This is a genomic window from Streptomyces sp. NPDC101490 (assembly GCF_044767145.1).
Classification (GTDB): domain Bacteria; phylum Actinomycetota; class Actinomycetes; order Streptomycetales; family Streptomycetaceae; genus Streptomyces.
In genome coordinates this window covers 81433-100620 of record NZ_JBIWNI010000019.1, presented here as the reverse complement: position 1 = coordinate 100620, position 19188 = coordinate 81433, and the positions used below count along the sequence as shown (strand labels likewise).

At 74.7% G+C, this 19188-nt stretch carries 18 protein-coding genes; 8 read left to right on the top strand and 10 right to left on the bottom strand.

Translation table 11 applies throughout. From position 1 onward, the window contains the following. Positions 1-41 precede the first annotated feature (41 nt). The 5 genes from ACIRQY_RS27495 to ACIRQY_RS27475 all read right to left on the bottom strand — a co-directional run bounded on the left by ACIRQY_RS27495 (position 42) and on the right by ACIRQY_RS27475 (position 6024). Positions 42-464: a hypothetical protein gene (locus tag ACIRQY_RS27495; RefSeq protein ID WP_403930323.1), complete on the bottom strand. Its 423-nt coding sequence runs from the start codon at positions 462-464 to the stop codon at positions 42-44. After that, on the bottom strand, positions 461-2407 hold the full coding sequence (locus ACIRQY_RS27490) for a hypothetical protein (protein ID WP_403930321.1): 1947 nt from the start codon (positions 2405-2407) through the stop codon (positions 461-463). The genes ACIRQY_RS27495 and ACIRQY_RS27490 overlap by 4 nt, the downstream gene beginning before the upstream one ends. A 200-nt stretch (positions 2408-2607) precedes the next feature. Continuing rightward, positions 2608-3417 (bottom strand): polysaccharide deacetylase family protein, encoded by an 810-nt coding sequence (locus ACIRQY_RS27485; RefSeq protein ID WP_403930319.1) that lies wholly within the window; start codon positions 3415-3417, stop codon positions 2608-2610. Then, positions 3414-4697: a glycosyltransferase gene (locus ACIRQY_RS27480; RefSeq protein WP_403930390.1), complete on the bottom strand. Its 1284-nt coding sequence runs from the start codon at positions 4695-4697 to the stop codon at positions 3414-3416. Before ACIRQY_RS27480 ends, ACIRQY_RS27485 begins: the two co-directional genes overlap by 4 nt. 235 nt (positions 4698-4932) lie before the next feature. Continuing rightward, the gene (locus ACIRQY_RS27475) at positions 4933-6024 is read right to left on the bottom strand and encodes a GNAT family N-acetyltransferase (RefSeq protein WP_403930317.1); all 1092 of its coding nucleotides are present in this window, start codon (positions 6022-6024) and stop codon (positions 4933-4935) included. Between the two features lie 279 nt (positions 6025-6303). Between ACIRQY_RS27475 and ACIRQY_RS27470 the strand changes: the two genes are divergently transcribed. After that, a complete protein-coding gene (locus tag ACIRQY_RS27470; RefSeq protein WP_403930316.1) occupies positions 6304-7503 on the top strand; it encodes a cytochrome P450 in 1200 nt (399 codons plus the stop codon). Between the two features lie 199 nt (positions 7504-7702). Continuing rightward, positions 7703-8053: a VOC family protein gene (locus ACIRQY_RS27465; RefSeq protein WP_351791530.1), complete on the top strand. Its 351-nt coding sequence runs from the start codon at positions 7703-7705 to the stop codon at positions 8051-8053. Between the two features lie 75 nt (positions 8054-8128). Here the strand turns inward: ACIRQY_RS27465 and hutI are convergent, their stop codons facing one another. From hutI to hutU, 4 genes are read right to left on the bottom strand one after another with little or no spacing between them, the layout of a single operon-like run. After that, the gene (gene hutI, locus ACIRQY_RS27460; RefSeq protein ID WP_351791527.1) at positions 8129-9376 is read right to left on the bottom strand and encodes an imidazolonepropionase; all 1248 of its coding nucleotides are present in this window, start codon (positions 9374-9376) and stop codon (positions 8129-8131) included. A 17-nt stretch (positions 9377-9393) separates the two neighbouring features. After that, the gene (locus tag ACIRQY_RS27455; RefSeq protein WP_403930314.1) at positions 9394-10734 is read right to left on the bottom strand and encodes a formimidoylglutamate deiminase; all 1341 of its coding nucleotides are present in this window, start codon (positions 10732-10734) and stop codon (positions 9394-9396) included. Continuing rightward, entirely contained in the window at positions 10725-11921 is a 1197-nt protein-coding gene (locus ACIRQY_RS27450) for an allantoate amidohydrolase (RefSeq protein ID WP_351791666.1), read from the bottom strand. Before ACIRQY_RS27450 ends, ACIRQY_RS27455 begins: the two co-directional genes overlap by 10 nt. Positions 11922-11938: 17 nt before the next feature. Next, complete coding sequence (gene hutU / locus ACIRQY_RS27445) at positions 11939-13651, bottom strand: urocanate hydratase (protein ID WP_403930313.1); 1713 nt, start codon at positions 13649-13651, stop codon at positions 11939-11941. A gap of 104 nt (positions 13652-13755) precedes the next feature. On the opposite strand from hutU, the gene ACIRQY_RS27440 reads away from it, so the two are divergent. The 6 genes from ACIRQY_RS27440 (at position 13756) to ACIRQY_RS27415 (ending at position 17976) form a co-directional block, all read left to right on the top strand. Further along, positions 13756-15102, top strand: a complete 1347-nt coding sequence (locus ACIRQY_RS27440; protein ID WP_403930311.1) for a diaminopimelate decarboxylase — start codon at positions 13756-13758, stop codon at positions 15100-15102. A 33-nt stretch (positions 15103-15135) separates the two neighbouring features. Further along, positions 15136-15615, top strand: a complete 480-nt coding sequence (locus tag ACIRQY_RS27435) for an SRPBCC family protein (RefSeq protein WP_403930309.1) — start codon at positions 15136-15138, stop codon at positions 15613-15615. 342 nt (positions 15616-15957) lie between these two features. Beyond that, positions 15958-16350, top strand: coding sequence for a hypothetical protein (locus ACIRQY_RS27430; RefSeq protein ID WP_351791514.1), 393 nt, complete (start codon positions 15958-15960; stop codon positions 16348-16350). After that, a complete protein-coding gene (locus ACIRQY_RS27425) occupies positions 16347-17123 on the top strand; it encodes a transcriptional regulator (protein WP_351791511.1) in 777 nt (258 codons plus the stop codon). Before ACIRQY_RS27430 ends, ACIRQY_RS27425 begins: the two co-directional genes overlap by 4 nt. Continuing rightward, entirely contained in the window at positions 17123-17557 is a 435-nt protein-coding gene (locus tag ACIRQY_RS27420) for a roadblock/LC7 domain-containing protein (RefSeq protein WP_351791509.1), read from the top strand. The genes ACIRQY_RS27425 and ACIRQY_RS27420 overlap by 1 nt, the downstream gene beginning before the upstream one ends. Positions 17558-17604: 47 nt before the next feature. Further along, positions 17605-17976: a hypothetical protein gene (locus tag ACIRQY_RS27415; RefSeq protein WP_351791506.1), complete on the top strand. Its 372-nt coding sequence runs from the start codon at positions 17605-17607 to the stop codon at positions 17974-17976. Between the two features lie 96 nt (positions 17977-18072). Here ACIRQY_RS27415 and ACIRQY_RS27410 read toward each other — a convergent pair whose 3' ends face one another. After that, entirely contained in the window at positions 18073-18918 is an 846-nt protein-coding gene (locus ACIRQY_RS27410; protein WP_351791504.1) for a MurR/RpiR family transcriptional regulator, read from the bottom strand. Positions 18919-19188: the final 270 nt, after the last annotated feature.

Below are 19188 nucleotides of genomic sequence, written 5' to 3'. Positions count from 1 at the left end.
GCCGGGGCACGTACGGGGACGGCCCCTGAACGGCCCCGGCGTCACCGCTCGTCGCCGGTACCCCGTGCCCGGAACCGGAGGGTCCCGGAACCCTCCGGCTCGGCCGCGCCCCGGGTGGCGGCGGGCAGCGGCAGACCCGGCAGGAAGGCGGCGACGGTGGTGAAGACGGCGAGCGGCACGAGGAACGCGGGCACGGAGAAGCTCCCGGCCAGGAAGAGCAGGGTGGCGAGGAGCGAGGCGAGGGAGAGGCTGATCGGCGCGGCCAGCGCGAACGACTCGAGCCGGGCGCCGGGCCGCAGTCCGCGCGGCTGCGGGTGGAGCAGGGCGGCGCCGGGCCCGAGGCAGACGAAGACCAGTACGGCGAGCCAGCGCGGCGGCGAGCCGTCCGGCAGCAGGGTCGCCGCCAGGGCCACCCACCCGGAGGCCGCGACGGCCGCCCTGATCCGGTTCGGGGACGCGTTCACGGTGCACCGCCTGGAGTGGAAGGGGTCTGGGTGGAAGGGGACTTGGGCGTGGAGGAGGTCTTGGGTGCGGAGGGGGCCTTCGGGGTGTACGCGAGGACGATGCCGTACGGCTCCTCCTCGACGGTCGTGAAGAGCGGGGACGCCTTCAGCCGGGTGCGCAGGACCGCGAAGCCGCCCGGGGGCAGCAGCCCCTCACCCGCCGTGTAGATGTCCTGGGTGCGGGTGAGGACGATGTGCGCGGTGGTACCGCGCGGGATGCGGTCGGCGAGGTAGCGGGCCGGGTCCGCGAGCATCTTCTCGTTCTCCGGCAGCTCCTGCTCGGCGAAGAACCAGTGCTCGACCCGGTCGTAGCGGTGCAGCGCCTGGGGGAAGGAGCCGGAGGTGGCGAGGAGCAGACCGCCCTCGGGCAGCCGGTCGATGGCCCGGGTGACGAGCCGCGTCTCGGCGGGCGGGGTGTAGTACATCGCGTCCTTGCCGTAGTACGCGGGGAGGAACCCGGCAAGCAGCACGACGAGGACCACCGGCAGGGCCACCGCCATCGCCCTGCGTCGGTGGACCGCGCCCCGGCTTCGGCGGGCCCCGGCGGCGGCGGGCACGAGCGCCGCGGCGGCGAAGAACGCGGCGCCCGGCAGCCCGAACAGATAGACCCGGAACAGCATTTCGCCGCCGTAGTCGTTGACGGCGAAGAGCGGGACCGGCGCGGCCGAGACCAGCAGCAGCGGCAGCGCGCCCCGGGTCAGCCTGCGGCGGGCGAACACGGCGACGCCCGCGAGCAGGACGATGGCCAGGGCCATGGCGATCCCGGCCCGGCCCGCCAGTTCGGGCCCGGGGCCGGTGAGCTGTCCGGCGTATCCGGCGCGGGAGTTCTGGGTGAGCCTGCCGATCGACTCGCGCAGGGTGCCGAGGGTCTCCATGAACAGCGGCCGGCCCATGGTGAGGTCCCAGAGCAGCATCAGCCCCGCCGCGACGGCCAGCAGACCGTAGTTGCGGTAGCGGCGGGTGAGGGTGAGCGCGGCCAGGGACATGCAGAGCATCACCGGGGTGAGCTGGTGGACGGCGTTGACGGCGAAGATCAGCGGGGCGAGGATCGCCACGCAGACCGCCCGCTGCCGGGTGGTGGTCGGCGGCGGCACGGTCGCCGCCGCCGGGTCGAGGTGCGCCCGGTCGCGCAGCCGCCCCGCCGAACCGGGCCGCACGAAGTGCCGCAGCACGACGGCGAGCACGGTCAGGTGCAGGATGTACGCGAGGCCCTGCGGCGCCAGGTAGTCCTGGCCGACCCAGTTGGCGAGCTGGAAGATCCACACGGCGGTCCACACCAGCCGCCAGTCCTCGGTGAAGGTGCGGTAGATCAGCACGAGCACGGGCAGCGCGATCAGACCGAGGACGATCGGCGCCCAGTTGAGGTAGGCGGCGGTGCCGTCGACGCCGAAGGCGCGGACGAGGCCCCCGTTCAGGGCGAAGAAGCCCGGCCACTGGTCGTAGGCGGACATGTTCCCGGACAGGGCGGCGTGCGGGCGCAGTTCACCCGCCCCGAGGAGGGTGTTGACGACGGCGTCGTGCTTGGACGCCCAGGGGTAGCGCGCGGAGTCGTACAGCACGGCCGGGACGGCCTTGAGGGCGACGAGCAGCGCGACGCAGTAGACGAGCGGCCAGCCCGGCGAGGTCCCGGCGCGCCGCAGCGTGACCAGGAATCCGGCGGTGAGCACGAGCAGGGACGCGTAGAACGGCACGGGCAGCCGGTCCAGGAGCCCGTAGTCGGCCATGGAACGGAAGTCGGTCAGGGGCAGGGCGAGGCCCCAGAGCCCGAGGCCGAGCACCAGGAGGGCGGGCGGCAGCCAGCGGAGGCCGGGCAGTCCGGTGCGGGGCGGGCGGGCCCCCGCCGGGCGGGCGGACCCTCGGTGGGGGTGCGGACCGGGGTCCGGGGCGTCGGGTCGCGCGGGCACGCCGCCTCCGGTGACCGGTCCTGGCCCATGGTGCTGCACGGTTCCCTCTCCCCCACCGGCTCCCCCGGTGGAGCGGGAGACGGCGCCTCGGTCCTGTGATGCGGTCCTGTGATGCGGTGTTCCGGCGTTCCCGCACGGTGGGTCGGTGCGGTGTTCCGGTGCGGCGGGCAGGACCCGTACCCGGCCCTGAGCCGATCGGTTCAGCCCGCGAACTCCCGGCCCTTCACCAGGGCGCGGGCCCTGCGGTACGCGCGCCAGCCGACGGTCGGCAGCGAGTCGGGGTACGGGGCGGCCCGCGCGCCCCGGCCCGCCATCCACCGCTCCACGTCGGCGACGGTGTGGCCCCGGCGGACGATGAGCCGGGCGATCCGGAAGGGTTCGTCGGCCGTGGAGCTGAGCGCGTGCCGGACGGCGACGGCGGACGCGTATCCGGCGGCCCGCGCGGCCCGCCGGACGGCGGGGCTGTTGTAGCCGTGCGGATAGGCGAGATGGCGCACCTCGTGCCCGACGACGTCCTCCAAAAGCGCTTTGGGGTCGCGGAGTTCGCGGCGGAGCGCGCCCGGCGGGAGGGTGTCGAGCTGCGGGTGGGTGGCGGTGTGGGCGCCGATCTCGATCCCGTACCGCTCCAGGCCCGGCACCTGCGCGAGGGTCATCATCGGCGCGGGCGGCAGCAGACAGGGCAGGCCCGGGGTGAGGGCCCCGGTGGTCAGGTAGGCGGTGGCCGGGAGGCTCCGGGAGGCCAGGGCCTCGGCGGTCGGCCCGGCGAGGTCCGCGAAGCCGTCGTCGAAGGTGAGGACGACCGGCCGGGGCGGCAGCGGGGTCCCGGCGGTGAGGTGCCCGACGAGGGTGCCGACGGTGATCGGGGTGCGTCCGGCGGCGGCGACCGCGTCGAGCTGCCGCCCGAACTCCCCCGGTTCGACGGTGAATTCGGCGATCCAGTCGGGCGGGTCCGGCATGACCGCGTGGTAGAGGAGGACGGGTATGCGGGTGGGGAGGGGTGCCCCTCTCATCGGTCTCCTCGCTTCGGGCGGGCCGTGCCGGTCGCGCGGGTCCGCAGATAGCCGACGGGCCCGTAGAGCATCCCGCGCCGCTCCAGCCGGGAGAGGCTGCGGGGCCAGGGGTGCCGGTGGGCGCCGTGCTCCCCGGGGACCGCGCCGCCGCCGGGGTCCGCGCCGCGCCGGGCGGTCATCGTCCGGGCGTGGGCGAGGCCGCGCGGCAGCCTGGCGAGCAGCGCGGGCAGCAGCCGGGGGGTGCGGACCAGGATCGCGGTGAGGTACGCGGTGAGGCCCGCGCCGTAGCCGTACGCCTGGTTCCGCAGATCCTGCCAGGTGTCGCGGTGGTGGTGCCAGACCAGTGCGTCGGCGGTGTACCGCAGGCGGTGTCCGGCGGCGAGGACGGCCACGAAGGCGTACAGGTCGTCGCCGCCCCTCGCCGCCGTCCCGGTGCCGGTCGCCGGGTCGAAGCCGCCCGCCCCGCGCAGCGCCTCGGTGCGGAACGCCATGTTGGCGCCGGAGCCGAAACCGCCCGCCGTGAAGGGGAACAGCGGCTCGTCGGCGGGGGGCCGTGCCGGGTCGTACGTCCGGGGCGCGAAGCCCTTCGCGAAGCCGCCGTGCGCTTCGAGGAGGACCTGCGCGGGGGTGGCGAGCCGGGCGGGCAGGATCAGACCGGTCACACAGCCGAGACCGGGGTCGTCCGTGAACGGGCGGGTGAGCGCGGTCAGCCAGTGCGGGTCGGCGATCACGTCGTCGTCGGTGAAGGCGACGACGGTGCCCGAGGCGGCGGCGAGCCCGGTGTTGTGGGCGACGGCGAGCCCGGGGACGTCCTCGCGGAGGTACCGGACCCGGTCGGCGTACCTCCGGGTGACCAGGTCGTGGGTGCCGGTGGTGCGGGGCGCGTTGTCGACGACGATCAGCTCGAAGTCCGGGTGGTCCTGCGCGAGGAGCGAGTCGAGGGCGCGGGCGAGCCGCTCGGTCCGCTCCCGGGTGGCGACCACGACGGAGGCGCGGGGCGGGACGGCCAGGTCGTCGGCGGGACGGGCGGCGGCGAGCCGTTCGGCGTCGGTGCGGGGGGTACGGGCGTCCGCGAGCCGGGGCCGGGCGAGGGCGGCGAGGACCTCGGCGGGGTCCTCGCCGCCGGCCACCGTCCCGACGACGGTGGCGGCGGGACGGCCCCGGAGCCGTACGAGCGCGAGGACGTCCCCGGGCACGACGGGCGGCGGCCCGCCGGGCACGGCCCGGAACCCGAGCACGGCCCCGTCGGGCCCGTCGAGATCCAGCTCGACGACGGACATCGGCCGGGGACCGGAACGGCTCATCGACGGTGACTCCACGGACGGGAAGGGGCGGCGGAGACGGCGGGCCCGGGGCCGGACCCCGGCCGCCGGGGCGGGCCCGGGCGGGGGTGGGGGAACGGGACCAGGACCGGGTGGTGGCCCGGGGGCGGGAGCGGGACCGGTCGCGGGCCCGGCTGCCGGAGCAGGACCGGTCACGGGCCCGGTGGCGGGATCGGCCGGGGCCGTCGGTCCGTCAACGGGGTTTCCTCAGCCGGGCGAGGGCGTTGAGGGTGGTGCGGCCCCGGGCGGCGAGGGCCGGGCGGGCGCGGACGAAGGCGTGGGCCCGGCGGGGCGGCTCCCGGCGCAGCCAGTGCAGCGCCGCCCGCGCCCCGGGCCGGACGACGGCCCCCTCGTACACGGTCAGCTCCCCCGTCTTCAGGGCGTCCTTGTACTCGGCGTCGCCGCGCCCCAGGTCGAGCAGCCCGATCCCGGCGGCGGCGGCGGCCTCCGCCATCCGCAGGTGCAGCACGAGACCGGGCGAGAACCTGGCGAACTCGGTGTCGTACGCGGGGAACCAGCAGGACAGCACGGTCGCCGACCGCAGCCCGAAGTGCGCGGCGACCGGCCGCTCCCCCGCGTACAGCACGGACAGGACACCGGAGCAGCCGGGCGCCGTGAGCCCGTGCAGCGCCCGGACCAGGGCGCTGATCCACTCCTCGGCGAACCGGTCGCGGCGGCCGGTCCTGCGGTACTGCGCGGACTTCCACGCCATGAGGGTGCGCAGGGCCGCCGGGTCGCGCTCGTCGAAGACGAACCGGAGCTTCCCTTCGGTCTGCCGCCCGAGCCTGCGTTCCTTGGCGAGGGTGGTCCGCAGGAACGTGGGCGACCGGACGCGCAGCAGGGCCTCGTAGGCCGCGTACCCCGCGCCGACGTCGATCACGGGCGAGGCGAACGCCTCGACGGCCGCGCCCTCGAAGACGGGCTGTCCGTCCTCCAGGTTGTCGAACTCCCAGTCCACGAGCCCGCAGTGGCGCAGCAGGGCCCGTGCGCCGGGCCGCAGACCGGGCCGCAGTACGGCACCCTGGCTGTCGGAGACACCGAGGCCGATCGCCCGCCCCCGCCCCAACGGGCCCTTCTCATAGGGGAAGAAGCCGACGGGTTCGTCGTCCTCCCACCAGACGGCGACCCGTGACCGGGGCCGCACCCGGGCGACCTCCCGGGTGAACTCCGGTTCCATGAAGGGGTTCCCGGGCGTCCCGGACGCGGCCCGCAGCGCGCGCCAGGCCGCGATCTCGCGCGCACCCAGCTCGCCCGCCCCCACGATCCGCACACGGACAGCGCTCACCTGACGACCCCCCGGTCTCCCCCGCGTCCTGCCAGGACAGGACGGTACCCGCCCGCCGCCCGCCGGGGCAGGTGATCCCCGCCTTTCCGTGACCTGCCGGTGCGGGGACGGAGCGGGCGAGCGGAGGCGGCAAGGCCGCCCGACGGGCGCCACCCCTTCGAGCGGATTAGGGCGCGAGGGCACTTACCCGGGCGGAAAACCGGGCATTCGTGCAGCTCGCGCCGGATTCCCGCCCGGGTCCCCGGCATCCCCCACCCGGAGCACTGGAGCGCCACCCCGATGGAACCCGACGTATGGTCCTGCCCCTTCGACTTCGCCGACGCCATGGAGTTCGACCCCCAGCTCAAGCGGATCCTCACGGAGGATCCCGTGGCCCGCGTCCGGATGTCGTACGGGGCGGGCGAGGCATGGCTCGTCACCCGTTACGAGGACGTCCGGACGGTCACCACCGACCGGCGCTTCAGCCGGGCCGCGATCGTCGGCCGTGACTACCCCCGGATGACGCCGGAGCCGATCATCCAGGCCGAGGCCATCCATGTGATGGACCCGCCCGCCAACACCAGGCTGCGCAGCCTCGTCGCCAAGGGTTTCGCGCCGCGCCAGGTGGACCGGATGCGGGTCCGCGTCCAGCACGTCGTGGACGACCTGCTGGACCGGATGGAGAAGCAGGGGCCGCCCGCCGACCTGTTCGGGCACGTGGCCTCACCGCTGCCCCTGACGACGATCTGCGAGATCATCGACATCCCCGAGGCCGACCGGACCCGGCTGCGCCGCAACGCCGCCGTCATGGTGAGCGTCGGCGCGAACGGCCGGGAGGCGGCGGCCGAGGCCAAGGCCGAACTCCGCTCCTACTTCGACGCGTTGACCGCCCGGCGGCGGGTGGAGCCCGGTGACGACCTGATCAGCACGCTGTGCCAGGCCCGGGACGGCGACGAGATCCTCAGCGACGAGGAGCTGTCGGTGATGGCGATGGTCCTGCTCGTCACCGGCCAGGACACCACCTCGTACATGCTCGGCAACATCTTCTACACCCTGCTCACCCGGCCGGAGGTGGCGGCGGCGCTGCGGGAACGGCCCGAGAAGATCCCGGAGATGCTGGAGGAGCTGCTGCGGTTCACCCCCTTCCGCAAGGGCGTCGGCATTCCGCGCGTCGCCCTGGAGGACGTGACGCTGAGCGGCGTCGACATCAAGGCCGGTGACGTGGTGCACGTCTCGTATCTGACGGCCAACCGTGACGAGCGCAAGTTCGAGCGGCCGGACGAGCTGGACCTGGACCGCAAGGCGCCGCCGCACATGGCCTTCGGCTGGGGCTCCCACCACTGTCTGGGCTTCCCCCTCGCCGCCATGGAGCTGGAGGTGGCCATCGGCACCCTGCTGCGGCACTTCCCGGACCTCGCGCTGGCGGTGCCGAAGGAGGACGTCCGCTGGAACACGACGTCGATCTGGCGCCATCCGCTGGAGCTGCCCGTGCGGTGGTGAGTCCGTGCTCCGGTGAGTCCGCGCGGTGGAGAGCCGTGCGGTGGAGAGCCCGTACGGCCCTGGATCCGTATGGCCCCGATGCGTACGGCCCTGGATGCGTACGGCCCCGGATCCTGACGGCGGTGGATCCTGACGGCGGCGGACGCGCGGCGGGAGAATCCCGTGTACGACCTCCGCCGCCCACCCCCGGGAGCCCGCAATGACCGTCCGGCGTGCTGTGCCCAACCTCCGCACCGCGTCCCCCGAGCGGACCGGCGGCTTCTACGGGCTGCTCGGTTTCGAGGAGGTCATGGACCACGGCTGGATCAGGACGCTGGCCTCGCCGTCCGCGCCCACGGCCCAGATCAGTCTGATGACCCGGGACCTGACGGCCCCGGTGGTGCCGGACCTGAGCGTGGAGGTGACGGACGTGGACGCGGTGTACGAGACGGTCCGGGCGGCCGGGGCGGAGATCGTGCACCCGCTGACGGACGAGGAGTGGGGCGTGCGCCGCTTCTTCGTACGGGACCCGGACGGCAGGGTCGTCAACGTCCTGTCCCACCGGGCCTGATCGGGGCCCACCGGACCCGGTCCGGGGGTCACCGGGCCAGGTTCGGGCGGCCCGCCGGGGCGGGTCCGGCCGTCGTCAGACGACCCGCTTCCCCGCCCGCCACACCTGGGTCACCAGGGGGACGCCCGGCCGGTAGGCCAGGTGGACGGGGGACGGGGCGTCCAGGACGGTGAGGTCGGCCCGCGCGCCGGGGGCGAGGCGGCCGATGTCGGTGCGGCGCAGGGCCGCCGCGCCGCCCGCCGTGGCCGACCAGACCGCCTCGTCGGGGGTCATGCCCATGTCCCGGACCGCGAGGGCGATGCAGAAGGGGACGGAGGACGTGAAGGAGGAGCCCGGGTTGCAGTCCGTGGAGAGGGCGACCGTCACGCCCGCGTCGAGGAGGCGGCGGGCGTCCGGCCACCGCGCCCGGGTGGAGAACTCCGCCCCCGGCAGGAGCGTGGCGACGGTACTGCCCGAGGCCAGCGCGTCCACGTCGGCGTCGGTGAGGTGGGTGCAGTGGTCGGCGCTGGCCGCGTCCAGTTCCACCGCCAGCTGGACGCCGGGGCCGTAGGTGAGCTGGTTGGCGTGCACCCGGGGGTGGAGTCCCTTCGCCCGGCCCGCGGTGAGGATCGCGCGGGCCTGGTCGCCGTCGAAGGCGCCCTTCTCGCAGAAGACGTCGATCCAGCGGGCGTACGGGGCGCAGGCGTCGAGCATCTCGCCGGTCACCAGCTCGACGTAGGCGGCCGGGTCGTCGGCGTGGTCCGGGGAGACGATGTGCGCGCCCAGGTAGGTGACCTCGTCGGTGTGGGCGGCGGCGATGCGCAGGGAGCGGGCCTCGTCCTCGACGGTGAGGCCGTAGCCGGACTTGGTCTCGAAGGTGGTGGTGCCCTGGCGGAGGGCCTCGTCGAGGTAGCGGGTGAGGTTGCGTTCCAGGTCGGCGTCGGAGGCGGCGCGGGTCGCGGCGACCGTCGTGCGGATGCCGCCCGCCCGGTACGCCTGGCCGGACATCCGGGCGTTGAACTCGGCGGTGCGGTCGCCCGCGAAGACGAGGTGGGAGTGGGAGTCGACGAAGCCGGGGAGCACGGCCCGGCCTCCGGCGTCGATCCGGTTGTCGGTGGCGGGTGCTTTGCTGGATCCACCGACCCAGACGACCCGGTCGCCCTCGATGACGACGGCCGCGTCCTGGATCAGGCCCAGGGGGGATCCATCACCGAGGGAGGGATCGTTGGTGACGAGACTGGCGATGTTGACGATGGCGGTGGCGGGCGTCGCCACGGTGCTGTTCGCGCTGGTGGGGGCGGAGGTCGCCGCCGGGTTGTTCCTCGCCGCGGGGCCGGTGTTCATGGTGAGGGGTGTCTCCTTCAGCCGCGCAGGGCGGCGATCGAGTCCGCGAGGGCGGCGGCCACGTCGGGTACGGTCGCGTGCGCCCCGTCCCGGACGACATGACGGCCGCCGACGACCGTGTGCCGCACGTCCGCCGCTGACGCGGCGAACACCGCCGTCTCGGCTGCCAGACGCGGTACCGGTCCCGCTGTCCTGACCGAGTCGAGGGCGATCGTGGTGAGGTCGGCGGGGGCGCCGGGGGTGAGGCTGCCCGTGTCGGGCCTGCCGAGGGCGGCGTGGCCGTCGGCGGTGGCGGCGCGCAGCAGGGCGGCGGCGGTCCAGTGCCCCCGGGTCCGGGTGCGCAGCCGCTCGTTCAGCTCCATGGCCCGTGCCTCTTCGAGGAGGTCGACGACGGCGTGGCTGTCGCTGCCCAGGGAGAGCGGGGAGCCCGCGTTCTGGAGGGCGACGGCGGGGCCGATGCCGTCGGCGAGGTCGCGTTCGGTGGTGGGGCACATGCAGGTGCCGGTGCCCGAGGAGCCGATGAGGGCGATGTCCCCCGCGGTCAGGTGGGTGTTGTGGACGCCGGTGGTGCGGGCGCCGAGGACGCCGTGCTCGGCGAGCAGCTGGGTGGGGGTCATGCCGTGGGCGGCGAGGCAGGCGTCGTTCTCGGCGGTCTGTTCCGAGAGGTGGACGTGGAGGGGGGCCCGGCGTTCCCGGGCCCAGTCGGCGACGGTGGCGAGCTGGCCGGCGGGGACGGCCCGTACGGAGTGGATCGCCGCCCCGACGCGTACGCCGTCGCGTTCCTTCAGGGCGCTCACCCGTTCGGCCCAGGCGTCGGCGGTGCCGTCGGTGAAGCGGAGCTGGTGGGGTTCGGGGGCGGCGCCGAAGCCGGAGGAGAGGTAGGCGGTGTCGAGGAGGGTGATGCGGATGCCCGCGTCGGCGGCGGCGGCGATCAGGGCCTCGCCCATGGCATTGGGGTCGGCGTAGGGGGTGCCGCCGGGCGCGTGGTGGAGGTAGTGGAACTCTCCGACGGCGGTGATGCCCGCGAGGGCCATCTCGGCGTAGACCGCGCGGGCGAGGGCGAAGTAGCTGTCGGGGGTGAGGCGCTGGGCGACGGTGTACATGGTCTCGCGCCAGGTCCAGAAGGTGCCGCTGCCGACCTGCACGATGCCGCGCAGGGCGCGGTGGAAGGCGTGCGAGTGGGTGTTGGCGAGGCCCGGGACCGTCAGCCCGCGCAGGATCTCGGCGCCCGGGGGCGGGGCGTCGACGCCCGTCCGGACCGCCTCGACGCGGCCCTCGGCGTTCACGTCCAGGGCGACGCCCGGCTCGACATGGGTGTCGAGCCAGGCGTGTTCCAGCCAGTAGGTCGTCAGCGGCACGCCAGCTCCTCCAGTACGTCGGCGAGTGCGAGGACTCCTGCCACGCAGTCGTCCTCGGCGGCGGACTCGGCCGGGGAGTGCGAGACGCCGGTCGGGTTCCGTACGAACAGCATGGCGGTCGGGACGGACGCGGACAGGATGCCCGCGTCGTGTCCCGCGCCGGTGCCGAGGACGGGGACCTTCCCGGTGGTGCCGAGGATGCGGGACAGCTCGTCGCGCAGGGTGTGCGAGAAGTCCACGACGGGGGTGAAGGACTCGCGGACCACGGTGAGGTCGACGCCGTGCCGGGCGGCGTGCTCGCGGGCGGCGGCCTCGACGCCCGCGATGACGGTGTCGAGGGAGTCCTGGTCGGCGGCGCGGGCGTCGAGCCAGCCCCGGACCAGGGAGGGGATGGCGTTGACGCCGTTGGGTTCGACGGCGATCTTCCCGAAGGTGGCGACGGCGCCCGCGAGTTCGGCCTCGCGGCGGGCGGCGAGGACGGTCTCCGCGTAGCCGAGCATCGGGTCGCGGCGGTCCACCAGCCGGGTGGTGCCCGCGTGGTTGGCCTCGCCCGCGAAGTCGTACCGCCAGCGGCCGTGCGGCCAGATGGAGGAGGCGATGCCGACGGGGTCCCCGGAGAGGTCGAGGGCCCGGCCCTGTTCCACGTGGAGTTCGACGAAGGCGCCGACCCGGGCGAGGCGTTCGGGGTCGGGGCCGATCGCCGAAGGGTCGTGCCCGGCGGCCTCCATGGCCTGCGGGAGGCTGGTGCCGGAGGCGTCGCGGAGCTCGTACGCCTTCTCCTTCGTCAGCTGTCCGGCGGTGAGGCGGGAGCCGACGCAGGCGAGGCCGAAGCGGGCGCCCTCCTCGTCGCCGAAGTTGGTGATGGCGAGGGGGCGCCGGAAGGTGACGCCCCGGGCGCGGAGTTCGTCGAGGGCGGCGAAGGCGGAGACGACACCGAGGGGGCCGTCGAAGGCGCCGCCGTCGGGGACGGAGTCGAGGTGGGAGCCGGTGACGACGGCGTCGCCCGCGGTGGGGTCGCCGAGCCAGGCCCACTGGTTGCCGTTGCGGTCGGTCTCGACGTCGAGGCGGCGGGCCTCGGCCTGCATCCGGAACCAGAGGCGCACGTCGGCGTCGGCGTCGGTCCAGGCGTAGCGCCGGTAGCCGCCGGTGGCGGCGCTGCGGCCGAGGGGCCGCAGCGACCGCCACATGGCGTGGAAGCTCTCGCTCACGCGGCGCCTTCCCCGGAACCGGAGGCGGAGCCTTCGCCGGGCCCCGCGCCCTCGCCGCCCTCGCGCATCGGGACGCGGACGCCCTTCTCGGCGGCGACGTCGGCGGCGGTGTCGTAGCCCGCGTCGACGTGCCGGATGACACCCATGCCGGGGTCGTTGGTGAGGACGCGGCGGATCTTCTCCCCGGCGAGCGGGGTGCCGTCGGCGACGGTGACCTGGCCGGCGTGGATCGAGCGGCCCATGCCGACGCCGCCGCCGTGGTGGAGGGAGACCCAGGAGGCGCCGGAGGCGACGTTGACCATGGCGTTGAGGAGGGGCCAGTCGGCGATGGCGTCGGAGCCGTCGAGCATGGCCTCGGTCTCGCGGTACGGGGAGGCGACCGAGCCGCAGTCGAGGTGGTCGCGGCCGATGGCGAGGGGCGCGGCGAGTTCGCCGGAGGCCACCATGTCGTTGAAGCGTTCGCCCGCGCGGTCGCGTTCGCCGTAGCCGAGCCAGCAGATGCGGGCGGGCAGGCCCTGGAAGTGGACGCGTTCCCCGGCGAGCTTGATCCAGCGGTGCAGGGACTCGTTCTCGGGGAAGAGCTCCAGGATCGCCTTGTCGGTCTTGTGGATGTCCGACGCCTCGCCGGAGAGGGCGGCCCAGCGGAAGGGGCCCTTGCCCTCGCAGAAGAGGGGGCGGATGTAGGCGGGGACGAAGCCGGGGAAGGCGAACGCCCGGTCGTAGCCCGCGAGCTGGGCCTCGCCCCGGATGGAGTTGCCGTAGTCGAAGACCTCGGCCCCGGCGTCCATGAAGCCGACCATGGCCTCGACGTGCCGGGCCATGGACTCGCGGGCGCGGGTGGTGAATCCGGCCGGGTCCTTGGCGGCGGCGTCCGCCATGTCCTCGAAGGCGACGCCGACGGGGAGGTAGGCGAGCGGGTCGTGGGCGCTCGTCTGGTCGGTGACGATGTCGATCGGGGCGCCCTCGGCCAGCATCCGGGGCAGCAGTTCGGCGGCGTTGCCGAGGAGGCCGATGGAGAGCGGGCGGCGGGCGTCGCGGGCCTCGGTGGCGAGCGCGAGGGCGTGGGCGGGGCTGTCGGCCCGCACGTCCAGGTAGCGGTGCTCGATACGGCGCTCGATGGCGCGGGGGTCGACGTCGATGCAGATCGCGACGCCGTCGTTCATGGTGACGGCGAGGGGCTGGGCACCGCCCATGCCGCCGAGTCCGGCGGTCAGGGTGATGGTCCCGGCGAGGGTGCCGCCGAACTTCTTCGCGGCGACGGCGGCGAAGGTCTCGTAGGTGCCCTGGAGGATGCCCTGGGTGCCGATGTAGATCCACGATCCGGCGGTCATCTGGCCGTACATGGTGAGGCCGAGCTGTTCCAGGCGCCGGAACTCCTCCCAGTTGGCCCAGTCGCCGACCAGGTTGGAGTTGGCGATGAGGACGCGAGGGGCCCATTCGTGGGTCTGCATGACACCGACGGGGCGGCCGGACTGGACGAGCATCGTCTCGTCCTGCTTGAGGGTGCGCAGGGTGCGGACCATGGCGTCGTAGGAGCGCCAGTCGCGGGCCGCCTTGCCGGTGCCGCCGTAGACGACGAGCTTGTCGGGGTGCTCGGCGACCTCGGGGTCCAGGTTGTTCTGGAGCATCCGGAGGGCGGCCTCCTGCTGCCATCCCAGGGCGCTCAGTTCCGTACCGCGCGGGGCCCGTACGGGGCGGGGTCCTGACATGGCGGGTGCCTCCTCGAATGTCGCTTGATATTCACATCCTGGCGGCATGAATAGTTGTAGTCAACAGGGCGGGGGCGCCCGCCCCCGCGCGCCGGGGTGGTGGGATGGGCCCCATGGCCTCCTCCCGTCGCGACCTCGCCGTACGAGCCTCCGTCGACCAAGGGCTCCTCTCCGCCGCCGAACCGGTCGTCGCCCTCCTCGACACCGAGGGCATCCGCGCCTCCGTCGCCGCCCTGACCAGCGCCTTCGCCGCCGTCACCGACGCCCCCGTCCTGCACGCCTTCGCCGTCAAGGCCTGCCCCCTCGTCCCCGTGCTGCGGCTGCTCCACGAGGCCGGACTCGGTGCCGAGGTCGCCAGCCCCGGCGAACTCGCCCTCGCCCGCGCCGCCGGGATCCCGCCCGGCCACACCGTCCTCGACTCCCCCGCGAAGACCCCCGCCGAGCTGCGCGAGGCCCTCGCCCTCGGCATCGCCGTCAACGCGGACAACCTCCAGGAACTGGGGAGGCTCGACGCCCTCATCGCCTCCGCACCCACCGCCTCACCCCTGGGGCTCCGGGTGAACCCGCAGGTCGGAGCCGGTTCCATCGGCGCCCTCTCGACCGCGACCGCCACCTCGAAGTTCGGTGTGGCACTCCGCGACGAAGGCTCCCGCGAGACCGTCGTCCGCGCCTTCCTCGACCGCCCCCGGCTGACCCGGCTGCACGTCCACACCGGCTCCCAGGGCGTCCCGCTCGCCCTGATGGCCGAGGGCGTCGGGGAGACGTACGCGCTCGCCGAGGAGATCAACCGGGCGGCCGGACGGCCCCAGATCGACACCCTCGACATCGGCGGCGGGCTTCCGGTCGACTTCGGCTCCGACGAGGAGACGCCGACGTACGCCGCGTACGCGCGGCTGCTCGCCGACACCGTCCCCGGCCTCTTCGACGGCCGCTACCGGCTGGTCACCGAGTTCGGCCGCTCCCTGCTCGCCAAGCACGGCACGGTCCTTGCCCGGGTGGAGTACACCAAGACCTCCGGGGGCCGCGCCGTCGCCGTCACCCACGCGGGCGTCCAGCTCGCCACCCGTACGGTCTACGCCCCCGAGTCCTGGCCGCTGCGCGTCCTCGCCTACGACGCCGGGGGCCGCCCCCGCACCGGGGACGTCACCGTCCAGGACGTCGCGGGCCCCGCCTGCTTCGCCGGGGACCTGCTCGCCACCGGGCGCGCCCTGCCGCTGCTCCACCCCGGCGACGTCGTGGCCGTCCCGGACACCGGCGCCTACTACTTCGCCCACCACTACGCGTACAACAGCCTGCCCCGGCCCGCCGTCCACGGCTTCACCACGGACGGGGACGGCGGCGTGACGTTCACCGTCGTACGGGACGCCCAGACGCTCGCGGAGATCGTCGCCGAGTCCGGCGGCGGGCACGCGGACGCCCTGCTGCGGCGGACGGACCGGCCCGTCGGGTAGCGCCCGCCGCGCGGCCCCGCTTCCATGGAAGCCATGACCGCAACCGGTACGGACACCACCTCCGTCGTCGTCGAGCGCCGGGTCGCCGCCTCGCCCGGACGCGTCTGGGAGTCGATCACCGATCTGCCCGCGCTGCCCCGCGTCCTGTCGGGCGTCCAGCGGGTGGAGGTGCTCACCGAGGGCGGCTTCGGCGTGGGCACGCGCTGGCGCGAGACCCGCCGGATGCTGGGCCGGGAGGCCACCGAGGAGATGACCGTCACCGACTGCGAGCCCCCCGACCGGTACGTCACCACCGCCGCCTCGCACGGGATGCGGTACGTCTCCGAGCTGACCCTCGCCCCGGACGGCACGGGCGGCACCACCCTGCGGATGGCCTTCTCCGCCCGGCCCGCCGACGGCCGCGCCCCCGGACTCCTGGCCCGGCTGACCGCCCGCCTCGGCGCGAAGGCCGTGGCGAAGGCCCTCACGAAGGACCTGACGGAGCTGGCCCGGGCGGTGGAGAACCGGACCTGACGGGGCCGGGCGGGGCCCGGCGGGAGGCCGGAGGCCGGTGCGCTCCGGGTTCCCGCCGGGGGGCCGGGAGCAGGGGAGTAGGGGCGGGGCCCCGCGGCCCGCCCGCAGAACACGACCCCGACCCCGACCCCGACCACGACCGACCGCGACAGACCGCGCGCCGGACCGCGCCGTCCGCCGCCCGCAGCCCGCCGCAGGCCCCGCGTACGTTCCGGGTCAATTTCCCACAGACACCGGCATGTTCCGATGGAAAATGCCGGAACACCTTCCCCTCGGCGCTGCGTTCAGTAACGTCACCGTCACTGCCGCACGTTCGCACGCCGCATCGGGAGGGGAATCCGTGTGCCCGGAATCGACGAGTGCCTGACGGAGGCCATGACCCTGCCCGGCGCCCGCGGCGCCTCCCTGGTCGACTGGACCAGCGGCCTCGCCCTCGGCACGGCGGGCGAGTCACCGGTCGGGGACCATGAGACCACGGCCGCCGAGACCGCCGAACTCGCCCGTTCCGCAGCCGAGTTCGACACCTTCGCCGCCCCCGGCGACACCCCGTCCGACGGGCCGCAGGTCGAGGACCTGATCGTCACCACCCGCGCCGGGTACCACGTGATCCGCTTCGTCGAGACCTCCTTCGACAGCAGTGTCTTCCTCCACCTCTGGCTCGACCGCGACACCGGCAACCTGGCCCTCGCCCGCATCCGGCTCCGGGACATGGCCGAGAGGCTGGTCCTCGGATGAGCGCCGTCGCCGCCCCCTCCCCGGTCTCCCCCATGCTGGTGCGGCTCGCCGCCGAGCGGGCCACCGGCGCCCTCCTGCGCGACCACGGCACCCTCTACCTCGTCGACGGACACGTCGTGCACGCCGAGAGCCCCGTCTCCCCCGGCGTCGACGTCCTCCTCACCACCGGCGGACGGCTGCCCCGCGAGAACTGGGACGAGGCCGTCGACCGGGCCGGGGCCCGCCGCGCGGTCGGCCGCTTCCTCGTCGACAGCGGACGGCTCCACGACGGCGAACTGGAGATCTGCCACCTCGGCGCGGTCTTCGACGCCGCCTTCTTCGCCCTCTCCCCCGCCAGCGGACCGACCCGCTTCCGGTACGGGGTCGGGCACTGGTTCGGCACGGTGCGGCCGGTCTCCGCCGAGGCCGTCGGACGCGAGACGGTCCGCCGCCGCGAACTCCTCGACGCCGTCTGGCCGTACGGCTCCGTCGACACCGCCCCCGTCGTGCCCCGCCCCGCCGCCCCCGGCCAGACCGTGGGAAGCCGCCAGCGCGCCCTGCTCGCCGCCGCCGACGGACGGCTCACCCCGGCGGAACTGGCCCGGCTGCTCGGACGGCCCGCCTTCCACACCCTCCTCGACGTCCGCCGCCTCGCCGCCGCGGGACTCGTCGAGACCCCGCTCGACCCCGTACCGGCACCGCCCCCGGTCTCCTTACCGGGCCCGGTGCCGGTGGCCGATCCCGACATCGCCCTGCTGCGCCGGCTCCGTGACGCCCTGGAGGCACACCCGTGATGAGGCGTGCCCTGCGCCTGCGCGCCGAAAGGAAACAGCTCATGACCGCAGAAGCCGAGGTGCTCGGCGAGCTCAGGAGGCTCCGGGCCCGGCTGCCCCAGCTGACCGGGGCGCTCGCGGCCAGCGCCGACGGGCTCGTGCTCGCCCACGACACCGTGGACGGCGCCGCCGAGAGCGTGGCCGCGCTGACGGCGGCGGCCCTCGGCGTCGGCCAGCGGCTGACCGCCTCCACCGGCAAGGGCGGCTTCCGCGAACTGCTCGTCCGGGGCGACAGCGGCTATGTGGCCACCTACGCGGCGGGCGCCTCGGCGGTCCTCACCCTCCTCGCGGAGCCCCGGATCAACGTGGGGCGGCTCCATCTGGAGGCCCGCAGGTCCAGCGGCCGGATCGGCGAACTCGTCGACGGCGCCCTGGAACGCCGGGAACCGAACTGAAACGCAGCAAGCGAACCCGTACACCGAGAAGGAAGAAGTACGACACCATGGCGAACACCGAGACCTCGCTCAAGGAAGCCACCGCGATCGACGGCGCCATCGGCGCGGCCCTCGTCGACTACACGAGCGGCATGGCGCTCGGCACCATCGGCGGCGGCAAGGAACTCGACCTGAACATCGCCGCGGCGGGCAACACCGACGTGGTCCGCGCCAAGGTCCGGGCGATGGAGATGCTGGGCCTCGGCGAGGAGATCGAGGACATACTCATCACCCTCGGCCGCCAGTACCACCTGATCCGGCTGCTCCGGGGCCGCAACACGAACGGCCTGTTCCTGTACCTGGCCCTGGACAAGGAGCGCGCGAACCTGGCGATGGCCCGCCACCAGCTGAAGAAGATCGAGGCCGAGCTGGAGATCTGACCTCCGCCCGCGCCCTCCGCCGGGCGACTCCGCCGCCCGGTTCGGCCACCGGCTCCGCCGCTCGACCCCGCTGCTCGGCTCCGCCACCCGGCTCCGCTACTCGACGAACAGGCCCCGGGCCGCCGCCTTGGCGTCGAACTCCTCCAGCCGCGCCTGCGCGTCGGGGAGTTCGTCGGCCATCGCCTCCAGGAGGACCCGGCCGAGCAGCATCGGCGCGCAGGCCGTGTCGAAGGCGAGCCCGGTGCCGACGGCCGCCGGGATCAGCAGGTCGCTGTGGGCGGCGACGGGCGCGAACGCCGATTCGGCGACGGTCACGACCGTGAGCCCGGCCGCCCGCGCGTACTCCAGCGCCTCGACGACCTCCCGGGGGTGCCGGGGCAGCGCGAAACAGAGCAGGGCCGTGGCCCCGGCCCGTACGGCCGCGTCGACGCGGTCCGTGAGCATCGACCCGCCCTCGTCGAGGAGCCGTACGTCGGGGTGCACCTTGGCGGCGAAGTAGGCGAAGCCGCGCGCCTGCGAGGAGGCGGCCCGCAGCCCGAGGACGAGCAGCGGCCGGGAGCCCGCGAGGAGCCGCCCGGCCCGCTCGACGGGCGCGGGGTCGGCGAGGAGCACGGCGAGGTGCCGGAGGTTCTCGATCTCGGCGAGGACGGCCTGCTGGTACTCGTTGAGGCCCGCCCCCTCGCCCTCCGCGCTGTCGGACCCGGGCGGGGAGACCTCGCGCAGATGGCGCCGGAGCGCCGGGTAGCCGTCGAACCCGAGGGCGACGGCGAAACGGGTGACGGAGGGCTGGCTGACCCCGGCGAGCTCGGCGAGCTCGACGCTCGACAGGAACGGCACGTCGGCGGCGCGCCGCACCATGCAGTGCGCGATCCGCCGCTGCGTCGGTGTCAGCCGGTGCCCCTCGAAGAGCCCCTGGAGCCGGCCGGCCGGGCTGTCGCTCATGCGGCCCCCTTCATTTATTCACCCTCGAATGACTCTGTATGAGGATATGCAGCAGCGGGAGGCGGCGACCAGCCCGCGCGGGAGGCGCGGAGCCGGGGCGCCCCGGCCGGGGGGCGCGTCCGGACCGGACCCGGCGGCGGGGCGCCGGACCGGAGACGGTGGAGGGGCGCCCCGGCCGGAGACGGCGGAGGCGAGCGGGACCGGAGACGACTCCGGGCCCCCCGCGTGACGCGAGGGGCCCGGAGTGCCTGGAAGCTTGCGCGGGGACCG

Bases quoted from the DNA above. Each gene is read 5' to 3' on its own strand.
- ACIRQY_RS27485 (WP_403930319.1), bottom strand. From the start codon at position 3,417: ATGAGAGGGGCACCCCTCCCCACCCGCATACCCGTCCTCCTCTACCAC.
- ACIRQY_RS27480 (WP_403930390.1), bottom strand. From the start codon at position 4,697: ATGTCCGTCGTCGAGCTGGATCTCGACGGGCCCGACGGGGCCGTGCTC.
- ACIRQY_RS27470 (WP_403930316.1), top strand. From the start codon at position 6,304: ATGGAACCCGACGTATGGTCCTGCCCCTTCGACTTCGCCGACGCCATG.
- ACIRQY_RS27465 (WP_351791530.1), top strand. From the start codon at position 7,703: ATGACCGTCCGGCGTGCTGTGCCCAACCTCCGCACCGCGTCCCCCGAG.
- hutI (WP_351791527.1), bottom strand. From the start codon at position 9,376: ATGAACACCGGCCCCGCGGCGAGGAACAACCCGGCGGCGACCTCCGCC.
- ACIRQY_RS27450 (WP_351791666.1), bottom strand. From the start codon at position 11,921: ATGTGGCGGTCGCTGCGGCCCCTCGGCCGCAGCGCCGCCACCGGCGGC.
- hutU (WP_403930313.1), bottom strand. From the start codon at position 13,651: ATGTCAGGACCCCGCCCCGTACGGGCCCCGCGCGGTACGGAACTGAGC.
- ACIRQY_RS27440 (WP_403930311.1), top strand. From the start codon at position 13,756: ATGGGCCCCATGGCCTCCTCCCGTCGCGACCTCGCCGTACGAGCCTCC.
- ACIRQY_RS27435 (WP_403930309.1), top strand. From the start codon at position 15,136: ATGACCGCAACCGGTACGGACACCACCTCCGTCGTCGTCGAGCGCCGG.
- ACIRQY_RS27425 (WP_351791511.1), top strand. From the start codon at position 16,347: ATGAGCGCCGTCGCCGCCCCCTCCCCGGTCTCCCCCATGCTGGTGCGG.
- ACIRQY_RS27420 (WP_351791509.1), top strand. From the start codon at position 17,123: ATGAGGCGTGCCCTGCGCCTGCGCGCCGAAAGGAAACAGCTCATGACC.
- ACIRQY_RS27415 (WP_351791506.1), top strand. From the start codon at position 17,605: ATGGCGAACACCGAGACCTCGCTCAAGGAAGCCACCGCGATCGACGGC.
- ACIRQY_RS27410 (WP_351791504.1), bottom strand. From the start codon at position 18,918: ATGAGCGACAGCCCGGCCGGCCGGCTCCAGGGGCTCTTCGAGGGGCAC.